This is a genomic window from Spirulina sp. LEGE 11439, assembly GCF_059821285.1.
Genome location: NZ_JCAMRX010000003.1, coordinates 98,033 through 112,096 on the forward strand (window position 1 = coordinate 98,033; position 14,064 = coordinate 112,096).

The 14,064-nt window shown below is 47.5% G+C and carries 6 protein-coding genes; 1 reads left to right on the forward strand and 5 read right to left on the reverse strand.

What is annotated here, in order from left to right; genetic code table 11:
• Together AC6RV6_RS03070 and AC6RV6_RS03075 are read right to left on the reverse strand one after the other, a co-directional pair.
• Positions 1 to 1,120, reverse strand: a 1,120-nt coding sequence (locus AC6RV6_RS03070; protein ID WP_500238844.1) for a DUF4114 domain-containing protein, incomplete at its 3' end; no start/stop codon positions are given.
• A gap of 155 nt (positions 1,121 to 1,275) precedes the next feature.
• Positions 1,276 to 2,226: a vWA domain-containing protein gene (locus AC6RV6_RS03075; protein ID WP_500238845.1), complete on the reverse strand. Its 951-nt coding sequence runs from the start codon at positions 2,224 to 2,226 to the stop codon at positions 1,276 to 1,278.
• Between AC6RV6_RS03075 and AC6RV6_RS03080 the strand changes: the two genes are divergently transcribed.
• Positions 2,225 to 2,395, forward strand: coding sequence for a hypothetical protein (locus AC6RV6_RS03080; protein WP_500238846.1), 171 nt, complete (start codon positions 2,225 to 2,227; stop codon positions 2,393 to 2,395). The genes AC6RV6_RS03075 and AC6RV6_RS03080 overlap by 2 nt on opposite strands.
• On the opposite strand, the gene AC6RV6_RS03085 is transcribed toward AC6RV6_RS03080, so the two are convergent.
• The 3 genes from AC6RV6_RS03085 to AC6RV6_RS03095 form a co-directional block, all read right to left on the reverse strand.
• Positions 2,376 to 2,942: a Uma2 family endonuclease gene (locus AC6RV6_RS03085; RefSeq protein WP_500238847.1), complete on the reverse strand. Its 567-nt coding sequence runs from the start codon at positions 2,940 to 2,942 to the stop codon at positions 2,376 to 2,378. The two genes, AC6RV6_RS03080 and AC6RV6_RS03085, sit on opposite strands and share 20 nt — an antisense overlap.
• A gap of 36 nt (positions 2,943 to 2,978) precedes the next feature.
• Positions 2,979 to 3,101, reverse strand: a complete 123-nt coding sequence (locus tag AC6RV6_RS03090) for a hypothetical protein (RefSeq protein WP_500238848.1) — start codon at positions 3,099 to 3,101, stop codon at positions 2,979 to 2,981.
• A gap of 555 nt (positions 3,102 to 3,656) precedes the next feature.
• A complete protein-coding gene (locus AC6RV6_RS03095) occupies positions 3,657 to 13,985 on the reverse strand; it encodes a S8 family serine peptidase (RefSeq protein WP_500238849.1) in 10,329 nt (3,442 codons plus the stop codon).
• Positions 13,986 to 14,064: the final 79 nt, after the last annotated feature.

Below are 14,064 nucleotides of genomic sequence, written 5' to 3' on the forward strand. Positions count from 1 at the left end.
AATCATCTACCGGATCGGGATTGGAATCATCTACCGGATCGGGATTAGAATCATCTACCGGATCGGGATTGGAATCATCTACCGGATCGGGATTAGAATCATCCACAGGATCGGGATTGGAATCATCTACCGGATCGGGATTGGAATCATCTACCGGATCGATCGCATAATCGAGAATTTCTTGACCTAACTCCGTCTCCCGCCAATCATCAGCCGGATCGATAACTTCATCGAGGTCGATCGCTTCTCCAGTCGCACCTTTAACCTTGAAGACGAAATCATTGTAATCCTCGTCAAACCACTGATGGTCGCTGCGAACGTCCTCAAAGACAAAAGTGCTGCCATCTCCTGTTACATCGGCAATCTGACCCATTTGGAGATTATCTTCGGGGTTGGCGGTTGAGAGAGAAAAGAGAGGGGTTTTCGAGCCACCAATCTCGGGATTTTCCATCACATCATCTACCGTGCCATTGGGAACGAGCATGATACCGAACTTATCGCCCGATCGCATAGTAAAGGTTTTTTCGCCAAGGTATTGTCCCGAATTCCAGTCTTTCGGCTCGCCTAAATCGCCGCTAAACCGAGCGCCCTCAGCGCGATCGCTAATGACGGTATAGCCCATTTCCGTATTGCTGGCGGCGCGGGTAGCGGCAGTTTCAACGAAGTCCCGAGAACCGGGTTCTAAGTCTTCCATGCCTTCTAAACTGAAAATCGCCAGTTCACCTTTATATTTACCGCCATCGTAGAGGAAATCGATGGAAACTTCTCCGGTTTCGCCAACGGTAAAGACACCGGATTCAAATTCGGGAATGCCGCAATCATCGATAACGTGAGGGGGAGTCATTGCCGCATCTTCGAGACTGAGAAAAGAGAGAGGTTCGGTTTCGAGGTCTTCGACAGGTGCGATCGGGGCTTCCCAATGTAAATCTGCGGGTTCTGGGATCTCCACATCCCCCGCATCGGGCATTTCAATGTCCACCAATTCGGGCATCTCGTCTCCGAAACCATCCAAGACTCCCATCGGCGTTAATAAGGGTTCGAGAATGAGGGTTTTGGCATTCTTTTTCGGTTGAAATCCTTGAGGTTTCGAGCGTTTTTTCTGACGCGAACCAAACAACATAATTTAAGCCTCTTCAGTCATTACAAGTTGACGCGAATTTCTCTCTCAACCTCTTCAATTGAAAAGGTTATACGAGATCGATTCGTCGTTTGTTCTATTACTTTCTTTGGGAAAAATTTAAAAAATTATGCGGAAAAAGTCGGAAGGTTGCACTGTTAACTCTCAGAACGGCGATCGCGTTTCATCAGGGACCTGACCGCAAGAGAACCCATTGCCAGCAAACCCAAGAGAGAAGCGGGTTCTGGTACGGAGGTTGTGGGAGGTTCGCCGATGGATAACACCTCCTTTGTTTTCGTGGCAACAAAAGCAGAGGTGAATGAGTCTGCGGCGCTTCCGCCAGAACGAAGGACGTTAAGATTCCAAGCTGCACCGCCGATATTATTATCTCCCGTCGCCCACGCCAAATCGACGTAATCGATTTTGGTCGTTCCCGCGCCATTCGTGGCTATACCTCCTGCGCTGGTGGCATGACCTCCCGTACCGTCAGCGACAAATGCGTCGCCGCGATAATCTACGCCAATGGCACTGTGTCCGGAGGCATCGGCAAAATGGTGATTGACTACGGCATTAAGCAGGGCGTTTTCTGACTGCAAATCTTGGAAAATATCGTTGAAGCCGATCGCTTGACCGCGATCGCGATCTTCATCGGTAATCAAAACGATATTCACGGCGGCATCTGGGCGGAATGGATAGTTGCTCAGGGCAAAATCTATGGCAGCATAGCCATCCTCAAAACCGCCTCCGACTTGAAGGGTTTTGGTTGCGTTGGATAAGTCATTGGCAGAACCGAAGAGATTGCCATTCATGAGAATGCTATTGCCGAAGGTGCCTTGCCGTCCGCCGTAGCCGACCAAACTAAAACGATTGCTTTCGATTCCCGCGCCGACTCCTGCGGCTTTCAAGCTGGCTTCGAGTTCCATTACGGTATTTTCCAGCCAGAGATGTTCCCCTCTCATGGATCCCGATTCATCGACGATAAAGAGAAAATCGGCGAATTTAGCGGCGAGGGCAGAGGGGGCAAAATTCAGGGCGATCGCGATTGCACCACTGGCAAAAAGCGATCGCGCGGCCAATTTTAAGAATCCATTGTTGACAGAGTGCATCATGATTCCTCGATATGCTTCTCTTTTCTCTCTAGGATTCGCGGGGATTTTTATGCGCTATTTCCCATTAATTTTGCGTCGGGCAAATGCGATCGCGCATCTCGATGAGAGTTGCCCAGAATGGGGGGTTTGGTGGCTCAATGTTCTTTTTCTTAAAAAACCAACCAATTAAACATTTCTTCTGCCGATAGTTGCCAATCTTGCAAACTCTCTAAAACGGGTAAACTATCGTCACCGGATTTGATGGCGGGCAAGCGATCGCCTTGAAAAACCATCACGGAGCGATCTTTGGGATCTACCAGCCAGCCTAACCGAGAGCCATTGTGCAAGCAAAAAACAATTTTTTCAATAACTTGATTTGCCGATTGTTCGGGGGATAATATTTCAATTGTCCAATCGGGGGGAATGGTAAAGCGATTAGTAATTTCGTTATTCTCATCTTTGGGGATTCTTTCCCATGCAAAAACGGCTATATCGGGTACAACAGAGCGATCTCCAAATGTACAGCGAATCTCGGTTAATGCCAAAGCCAATTTTTGCGATTCGCCAGCTTGATTAATTTCCGCACACAGGCGACTTTGAATGCGACTATGTTTTCCTTGAGGCATGGGTTTCTGAACAATTGCTCCCTTGATATATTCGCTTGCGGGTTTGGTTTCTGGACGTTGTAAAAACTCTAAGAGGGTTAATTGTTGGATGATGGGACTTGCAACAACCATGTTCGATCTCCAAATTCGCACTTTATTTTAACGGATTTAAGGTTGTGAAATGCGATCGCTGTAAGAATGAAAGGACGGAAAATTATCTCGATTCTCAATTTTTTCTAATACTGCGATCGCCGATTTTTTGTCACCCAAACAAGATGATAATATAAACACCAATATGCCATAATTATTATGTTATTTAAGCATTTACCCGCTCCATCGGATCCGCCAAGGAATAGAATTCCCTGTCTCATAGGAGAAATCCTCTGAAGAGGATTGGGGGAAGATGAGGGCGATCGCATGAGCTAATCATAGCTTTAGATTGGGTCTTATTGTCCCCCGAGCGATCTCCCTTGCCCGAATCCATTTTAATGGATTTTTCCTATGAGACGGGGATTTTTAATCCTCGGCGGATCCCGATACAAACCGTTAATCTCTCAATATCCATTAACCGTATTGTAAGTGGTCGATATTACGTTATTTAAGCATTTACCCGCTCCATCGGAGCCGCCAGGGAATGGAATTCCCTGTCTCATAGGAGAAATCCTCTGAAGAGGATTGGGGGAAGATGAGGGCGATCGCATGAGCTAATCATAGCTTTAGATTGGGTCTTATTGTCCCCCGAGCGATCTCCCTTGCCCGAATCCATTTTAATGGATTTTTCCTATGAGACGGGGATTTTTAATCCTCGGCGGATCCCGATACAAACCGTTAATCTCTCAATATCCATTAACCGTATTGTAAATGGTCAATGTTCCAATCGTTGCTATTTGCGGTAACGATAACTTTGGAAATTCCCCCCTCGTATTCGACTCCAAAAAAGCGATCGCCCGTCCCTAATGCTTCGGGTTGGGTGACTCCGAGAGAAACCCCTTGAGAATCGAAAATTTCCATTGCAACGGTACCGATGTCTGCGTTGGCGATATCCGTGACGGCGACTCCCGCACGGGTCGGTAATGCACCGAGGAGGTCAGAGTCAAAAGTGAGAGTGAGACTTTCTTGGTTCATCTGCCAACTATTGCCATTGTCCTCGATAGAGTGAGAGGAAGGAGCGAGAGAACCCGCAGAAGCAACAACACCAAGAGCATCCAAAACCCCATCCTCAAAGGTTTCTACTTGCATTGCACCCTCTGGCAAGGGGCTATCTTGCAAACCGTTATAGGCTTGGTTGAGGTGGTGGAAAACGCTCGGGCTGGGGGGTGCGGGTTGTGGGGCTTGGGGTGTTGTGGGGGTTACTCCGAAACGTTGGGCAAAGATTCCCCAATCACTGCCATCTTGATTTTTAGAATGCCAAGCAATTACAACATCTCCGTTTTTTAATGTCGTGAGTGTTGGAATAGCTTGTGACTCATCAGTATAGGAGTTAACCTGAAATTCACCACCAACCGAGTTCCCTTGACTATCATAACGTTGGGCATATATTCCGTAATTCCAACGATTATTATCGTCTTGACCTATAGATTCCCATGTAATCAAGAAACCCCCATCTTCTAGGGCTGTTACTGATGGATAGCTCTGCCAATCATTAGTATAGGAGTTAACCTGAAATTCACCACCAGCAGAGTTCCCTTGACTATCATAACGTTGAGCATATATTCCATTTTTACTGCCATCTTGATTCAGAGAATCCCAAGTAATCACGAAACTTCCATCTTCTAACACTGTTATTGATGAGTGCTGCTGATCATTATTAGTGTAAGAATTAACCTGAAACTCGTTTCCTACAGGATTGCTCTGACTGTTATAACGTTGAGCATATATTCCATCACTACTACCATCTTGACTACTAGAAGTCCATGTAATTAGGAAGCCTCCATCTTTTAATGCTTTTACTGATGGATAATATTGCTCACCATCAGTATAAGAATTAACCTGAAACTCATTTCCTACAGGATTGCTCTGACTGTTATAACGTTGAGCGTATATTCCATCGCCACTACCATCTTGATTTATAGATTCCCATGCAATGAGAAAGCCTCCATCTTCTAATGCTGTTGCTGATGGACGATACTGTGCACCATTAGTATAAGAGTTAACCCGAAACTCATTACCCACGGGATTACTCCGAACATCATAACGTTGGGCGTAAATTCCATAACTACTACCATCTCGCCCCATTGATTCTCCTGTAACAAGAAAACCTCCATCGTTTAACGCCGTTATTGATGTAGCCATACCGGTGTTATTGTGAGAGTTGATCTGAAACTCATTCCCCACAGAATTCCCTTGACTATCATAACGTTGGGCGTATGCTCCACGAGCGTTATTACCTTGAATATAAGATTTCCAAACAATAATAAATCCTCCATCTGATAAAGCGGTAATATCTGGCCATGATTGTTGTCCATTTGTATAACTATTAACCTGAAACTCATTCCCAATCTTATAAACCGGGGCAACAGGTGCAGCAACATCGATCGCTACTTTCACAGCATCCCCAGAAACAGCCTTCCCATCCGTCGCCTTCACCGCAAACGCCGCCACATCATCCCCCGCACCGTCTGGAGTCCACTCTAACGACTCACCCTGCGCCAAAGTTGTCCCCTGACTCACGGGTGTACCATTTTTCGTCAAAGTCCCCGAAGTCAACGAATCAATGACAAACGAAATCGCCTCACCATCCGCATCCGTCGCATCCGACGCAGCTAAGAGATCGGCATAGGTAATGGTAAACCCTTGCCCCGCAAAAGCCCCTGTTAACGGCGTAACTTGACTGAAACTCGGCGGTGTATTGGCATCGATACTAAACCAGAGATCGGCGCGATCGTCACCGCTACCCCCACCGCGAACAAAAATCTGTTGTCCTGCAACGCCATTCACGCCAGACCCCGTAATTTCTCTCGTCAGCAGATTGTAAGTGAGATTTAACGTATTTCCCGATTGAGGATTAACATCCACATCTTCAAACGTTTCCGAACCAAAGATTGTGTCTTCTTCTTCCACCTTGAGAGAAATGGGAATTGCCGTCCCCGTTACGTCTTGCGTAAACTGCCAATTGGGACTGATATCATTTCGATTGTGTTGAATGGGACTCGTCCAACCCGCCCCATTAATGCCAATCGTCGTGCGGAAATCGGCATCACCAAACAAATCCATATTATCCACCTCTTTAATGCGATGCACTGTCACTGTTACTTGTTGCGTTGGCAGTGGCGGTAACTCTACCTCAATCGCCCCAGAAAACTCGGAAGTATTCCCCTCTGCATCCGTCGCCGTCGCCGTCACGAACTGACCCCCCACCAGTCCCGACAAACTGGCATTAAAACTTGCATCGCCATTTCCATCCGTCGTTACTTCCTCAAAACCCAAGAAAGTAAAGCCTTCGCCATCATTATCGGGATTACCGAAGAATTCCAAACGATAGGCAGTATTCGGCGTTTCGCTCAAAGTTCCCTCAATGGTCGTTGTCGCGCCGTTAACTGTCGCTGAAGCCAACACGGGAGCATTTTGAGCCTCATTGGTATTATATCCGGGTTTAAAGGCAATTCCTGCCCCATCGTTGTTATAAATGTTATTTTCCGAGAAAATATTCTCGATCCCCTGATTGAGGAAAATGCCATCCTTGGTATTGAATGCAATGGTATTGCTGCGTATTGTATTCTGATTTGCAGCTTCCGCATCTTTACCAATTTGAATGCCATCACTGCCATTCCCCAACGCATTTATACCATTTTGATCGATGCCGATCTGGTTGCCGACAATTGTATTATTTTCTCCTTCGAGAAAGACCCCATCGAGAGTATTGCCAGAAATAACATTTCCTTCCCCCGCATTCGTCCCGCCGATCGCATTGTCATAGCTGCGAATTTTAATGCCAAATGTCCCATTCCCCAAACTCTGCGTTCCTGTAATATCCGTGCCGATATAATTCCCGTAGACTTGATTGTTCGTACTGTAGAAAGTTTGGAAATTGCGGATATAGATCCCGGATTCCCCATTCCCCGATATGAGATTGCGGGTTTCTGAGGTCGTACCGCCGATAATATTATTTGTGGAAGTAGTCAGCAGAATTCCATCGCCCCCATTCGCGATCGCACTCATCCCGTCAGCACTCGTGCCGATAAAATTCCCCTGTACAATATTATTTTCCGAACCATTGCCATCAAAAACTATCCCATAACTGTCATTCCCAGAAATCAAGTTATTTTTCACGACATTATCGGCATGGTGGTGAAAGCGAACCCCAAAACCATTCCCTAAATCTTGTGTTCCCGCAATGTTCGTACCGATATAGTTGTTAATAACTTGGGTATTTCCCATTGAGACGTAAACCCCACCCGCTTGATTGCCCGAAATGAGGTTGCGATCGCTGTCATTTGTCCCGCCGATAATATTCCCCGTACCGTAACCGTTAATCCCCGATCCTTGGTTGCCCAAAGCGATCGCCCCCGTGACATCGGTGCCGAGATAGTTGCCTGCGATCGTATTATTATCCGCACCTTTGAAATGGATTGCGCTGCCGTCGAAGCGATTGATAACAAATCCCCGAATGGTGCTATTTGCAGCATTCAGAGTCAACCCATGCGCCCCATTGCCTGCTAAACTGCCATCGAGTTCGATAGTAGGTTTATCAGTAAATCCGGGTTGAGTGGTGGCATCGATCGCGATCGCGTCAGTAATCTCGGGTAAAGCAGAAAGGGGTTGAATGGTAAAGGTACCCGTTGCAGCATTGTAACCGGGGTCTGTGGTAGAAATGTCAAAAGTAATGGTATTGCTGCTGGGGTTAGCGTTTGCCCATTCTATTGCTGCCCGCAAGCTACCCGCACCGCTATCCTTGGTATTGGTGACGATATTGGGAGGAGCGATACTAACCACATCAACGCCAACAGTAACAGCATTTCCCGAAAGTAATTGACCGTCACTCGCTTTTACAGAAAATGCCCCCACGTCATTCCCCGCACTGTCTGGAGTCCAAACCAAAGTATCCGTAGCGGTCACTTCATCGCCAACATTCGCCGCATTTCCATTGATGGTCAAACTTCCCGAAAGCAAGGACTCGATCGCAAAAGCGATCGCATCTCCATCGGCATCTACCGCATTGGATGCACCCAACAAATCTGCATGGGTAATCGTATAAGGTTGTCCCGTCATCGCACCCGTTAGCGTTGCGATCGCGCTTAAAGTGGGAGCAACATTCGCCGCCGTCACCTCAAAAATGCGCCCGTAAACACCCGTTTCGCTGCCATCTTGACCCTCTGAAGTCCATGTAGTGACAAATTTGCCATCTTTAAGCGTTGCCATTGTCCCGCCAGTTTGCGCCCCGTCGGTGTAATCATTCACCCGAAACTGTTCCCCAAGAGGAGTCCCATCCCCAGAAAATCGGTGTCCGTAAACTTCCCCATCAGACCACGATTCCCAAGTTGCCACAAAACTGCCATCCTGCAAACTCGTCAACTTCGGCCAGCGAGTGTACTGTCCCGTACTCGTATCGCTGAGTTGCAACTCACCCCCGACAGCATTCCCATTGCGATCGTACAATTGACCGTGAATGCCATTGAAAATCCCTTGACCCGGAATTCCAGAAGTCCAAGCGATCGCAAAACCACCATTTTCTAAGGCAACGATAGCCGGATCGTTTTCGCTATACATCGTTTCTGTATTCACCCGAAACTCGTTTCCGATCGCTTTTCCATCACTGCCGTATCGCTGGGCATAAACCTCACTATAATCGCTATCTTGCTCCTGAGACCACCAAGTAACAACAAAACTGCCATCATTTAACCCGGCAACCCGAGGCGTAATTTGTCCTCCGGTACTATGAGTATTGGCACGAAATTCATCGCCAACTTGTACGCCATTACGATCGTAACGCTGACCATAAATTGCATAACCATTGTTCCCATCCTCATCCGTGTGCCAAACCACTACGAATCCTCCATCTGTAAGAGAAGCAATATTCGGACCCTCTTGGTCGAACTCCGTGCGAGTATTGATTTGAAACTCATTCGTGAGAGGATTGCCTTGAGCATCATAGCGACGACCGATAATGGCCTCATCCGAACCATCTTGCAGATAAGAATGCCATGTTACGATAAAAGTCCCATCATTCAAAGTTGTGACATTCGCCCCCGTTTGCATCTGGTAGGTTGTGGTATTGATTTGAAACTCGTCTCCCACTTTATTTCCGTGGCGATCGTGTCGCTGTCCGTAAATCCCATGCTGCATTCCATCTTGTCCCCAAGAACTCCACGTAACGACAAATCCTCCATCCTCCAACGCTGTCACAGAAGCACCTTCTTGCTTATTTATCGTATGGGTATTGATAGCAAACTCATCGCCAATCTTAACCGGAGTATAAGAGTCAGCAACATCTACCGTCACATTAACTGCATTTGCCGACGCATCCATCCCATCCGTCGCCTTGATGCTAAACGCAGAGATATCATCCCCCTGACCCTCGGGAGTCCATTCCAACACATCCCCGTCGGAAATCTGCGTTCCCAAAGCGATCGCATTCCCATTGTGCGTCAAAGTCCCTGAATTCAACGCCTCGATAACAAAAGCGATCGCATCTCCTTCCACATCAGTTGCATTAGACGCAGCGAGGAGATCCCCATGAGAAATCGTCAAAGGTTGCCCCGCGATCGCACCACTTAACGCCACTTCCTCCAACGTCGGCGCATCATTTACCGGAGTCCCCGTTAACGCGATCGCACCTTGCAAAGGCACGCCAATTTTTCCATCCGTCACCGAAGTTTCAACAACCAAATTGCCGTTAAAATGCTCCGTTGGCACAAACTGCACCGTTGCTAAAAGCGCATTCATCTCGCCAATAGAACCGCTTAACGTCAAAATCCCATTATTCGAGATCGCGCTTCCACTCCGCAACTCTCCCGCACTCGCATCCGATAGTTGCAATACTGCCGTAATATTATCTCCATCCGCATCCGTTACAAAAATCGGAGTCAACATTAAAGGAACATCTTCCGTGTAATTGTGAGATTGATTGAGAGGCGACGCTTCTGGCGGCGTATTGAATTCCGTGCCGTAAAGATTGATTTGCCAACCCGTCAAAATGTTGGCGTGATGTACATTCTGCGGATTGTCAAAACCATTGTTGCCTACAAATCGATCCGTTACCTGCAACTTCCACGTTCCCGTTGACGACTCCCCCCAATGCCGCACCGACGTGAAGAACCAATGGTAAGTATTGGAGAAGCGATCGCTCGGGCCGTATTTCTTCGCATCATAATGCTGTTCCGCCAGCACCGATCGCGTTCCTTCGGGAGAAATGAGGACAATTTCCAAATCCCCCAAATACTGATGATTGCCCACAAATTCGATCTCGACCCACTCCACCGCCAAATCGGTGGTGGGGGAAATTTCAATCTCGGAAGTGAGGGGTTTGAGATCGTTCTCATCTTCCAGATCGGGAATGAATTCCCCCGATCGCGCTTTCCCCCCAAACATTTGCTCTCGACCGAGGGAAACCCAATTTTTCGCCAAATCCACCGCCGCATCAGCATCGACGGCACCAAACCCATACTTGTGATTGACCCAGTATCCTGCCTTATTTTGCACCCAATCACTATCGTTAGGATCGTTTTTCTGTGCCGTTTCGATTAAAATTGCCTGTACGTCCCGCGCCGTTAAATCGGGATTCGCTTCCAACATCAACGCCACCACCCCCGACACGAGGGGAGTCGCCGCCGAAGTGCCGCCAAAATCTTCCCCCACCTCGCCATAAGAACGAATCGTATAATCGTTATCTGGGTTGCTATCATCGCTATATTGCTTTGTCGTCACAATGGGGCGATCGCTGCCATCCTTTTTCCCAGAATTGGAGTGCGCCGCAACGATGAGGGATGCACCCGGGGCGCTATAGGTTGCCTGCACTCCGGTATGGTCGATCGCGCCGACGGCTATAGTATGGCGAGAATTGGCAAAAGCATTGTAGTTGACATTCCCGTAACGATGAACGCCCCAGTTATCTTTTTGATTGTTCCCGGCAGCAAAAAGATGCACGTTTCCTAACCCATTCCGTCCCTGTTTCGCACCGTATTCGAGGGCAATTTCTCCTCCCGGAAGCACGTCAAAAATGTTCGCTAATCCCCAACTGCTGCTGAAAATATCGATTTGATTCTCCTCATGGTTTAATCCGATTTCTACCTCTTCAGAAGTCAAGCCATCGCTTCCCAGCCGCAAAAACGCTTTCTCTGCATCTGGCGCAACACCGCTACCTCCCAGATTATTGCGCCCATCTGCGACGGCGACTCCGGCTACTTTTGTGCCGTGGTGATCCTCGGTCGTGAAGTTCAAGCGAAACTCTTTGATAAAACCGATCTCTTGGGGGTTGACAATCTCCAGTTTCCAATCGCCATCGGCAATCTGTCCGTTAAAAGCTGTCACTTCCCCCTCGAATTCCCCATCGCCATCGAGATTTAAGGCAATGCGATCGCCATTAGGACTCACCAATTTAACATCCAGACTGCCAATATCGGGATGGTCGATTTCTACTTCCACAGACAACTGCTCGATCGTCCCCAACACGAGAGAATGCAAGGTATGATTGACCTTCCACGGATGGGGAAAAATTGTACTTTCCCGGGGCAATTCCGCCGTCCCTCGCAACAAACCCGAAGGCGTATTATCTTGCTCGTCAAAATCCCAACTTAAATCCTGCCGATAATTAGATACAAACTCCGGATGCGTCTCATTGTGAGAATCTTCAACCGAAAAGCCACCATCGACGATACCCACGGTGACATTTTTGCCATAAACGCCATGCTTTGACCATGTTTCGGTAATATTGGCATCGAATTGGCCGTTACTTTGTAAATGCCACTGGCTGCCATTAGTGACGAGGGGTTCATTGGTTGGAGTATTATAAAACTCTACCTTTTTGGCGACGAGAGGATAGGCATATTCGATCCCGACGGTTCCCTCTAGCAAATCTGCGATCGCCTGCGGATCCGTCCCTTGGGGAAACTCCCACGTATGGGTATTGGGAATGCGTCCTGTTGCCCCCAAATTTCGAGCGCCCAGCAGTTCCGCCAGTTGCAGTGCAGACGATCCCGATCGCACGCTGACCAACCATTTCTGCGTAGCTTGCAAGGCTTGGGAATCGTAACTATCCAAATTCATCGATCGCTCGATCGCCCATTTCACGCGGTTGGAAAGTTTGTCCCCGAGTACGGTAAAGGTTTGTTCGTAGGCTTCTCCTTCCGCACCGCCGCGATCGCGAGGAATGGCTTTAAGGTGATAGTGACCGGGTTCTAATGCTCCCAATTCGTGATGGAAGAAAGCGCGATCGCCATTGACGGAAAAATCCGTCGCATCGTCAATATCCTGCCATTCACCACCATCTTTTTGCAACCATAAATCCACGCGATCGATATCTGCGCCACCGTCTGCATCCATGACCCAACCGGAAAAGGAAAGGGATTCGCCGGGATTATGAAGGCGATCGCTGAGTAAACGCAAATTTTCCGGGGCGCGATCGGGGGTTTTAATATACTCTAAAATTTCTTGACCGAGGAGTGTCTGTCGCCAATCTTTCTCTGGATTGATAGCATTATCGAAGGATTGCGCCGTTCCCGTCGCTCCTTTAACTTGAAAAATAATGTCGTTATAATCGCGATCGAACCATTTATGAGTCGGTTGTACATCCTCCATCGCAAAGGTATGCCCTTCCCCGTTAAGATCGGCAATCTGCCCGTAATCTTTTCCGGCCAGTGCCATCGAAAAGAGTGGTTTTTTCGCACCGCCAATTTTGGGATTTTTGTTGGCTTGCTTCACTGTTCCATTCGGAATTAACATTATTCCGAACTGAGTTCCTGCTTCCATTTGGAACGTTTTAATGCCTTTATATTCTCCTTTATTCCAACTTTTTTCTCCCAATTCCCCCTCAAATTTTGCTCCTTCTTCATGGTCTTGAATGACCACGTAGCCCGATTTAGAATTGCTCAGGGCGCGATGGGTCGCTTCCTCAATAAATTTTGTCGAGCCAAATTTATATTCGCCCATTCCTTCGAGGCTGAAAATTGCCAATTCGCTCTTATACTTACCGCCGTCAAAGAGAAAATTAATTCCCACTGCGCCAGTTTCTCCGACGGTAAAAACACCCGAAGCAAAGGGATGGTCGGGAATTTTTTGAGTTTGCTCTAATTGGCCGGAATGCGATCGCGTTGTTTCAATTTTGTTTTCTATCGGTTTGTGAGTTGAATAAGAACTCGAACTATTTTCCTCTATCTCGATCGCGTCGCCGAAATTATTCTCGCTTTCAATTTCGCTCCGATCTTTGCCAGAATCTTCTTGAGGTAAATCGTTAACAATTTCGCGATCGTCCTTCTCGGTTTCACCATTACTCTCATTAAAAATCTGAGATTCAAAACCGGACTTCGTTTCCAATTCTCCAGCATCAACAAACAAATCGATCGCTTCTGTTTCAACTTCCTCTACTTCAACGACACTTTGCTCTTGCATTTCAACAACAGATTTTGCAGTAAAAGTGAGAATTTCTTGACCAAAAGAAGTTGTACGCCAATCCTGCTCTGATGTTACCAATACATCCAGTTTTTCAAGTTGTCCCGTTGCTCCTTCTACCCGGAAAATCAAATCGGTATAGAGACGCTCTAATTGTCCTGTTAAAGCATCAATCTGACTACTTTTAGCAATGTCCATCGCCACCGTGCAACCATCTCCTACATCGGCAAATTTCCCGGCATTGAGGGATAAAACTGGGGTCGGATTGGCGATCGCGCCTTTGCTATTTTTGGGAAAAAAGACCAGTGCAAAGGTCTCTCCCGGATTCATTTGTACGGTTTGCGTTTTGGGAGTCGCATCGATGGAGGTGCGATCGCTAAAAATCGAGCGACCTAAAACCGATTGACTTTTGGCACGTTGGATTGCTTCTCGCTTGAATTCCACCGAGTCAACTTCTAGGGATTCCATTCCCTGCAAGCGAAATAATCCCAAGTCTCCACCGACTCGATTTTTCTCAAAGAGTAGGTCGAAACTCACTTTTCCAGTCTCTCCTGCGGTGAAGAGACCAAAAGGTGACTCGAGGAGATCGATTTCGCTGTCGGAAAATTGCTGTTGTTGGGCGCGATCGGACATGATAGATACTTTTGAACTCAACAAATGGGAATAACTAATCGGGAATATGCCCTCTGAATATTTCTTTGGTGATGTCCGA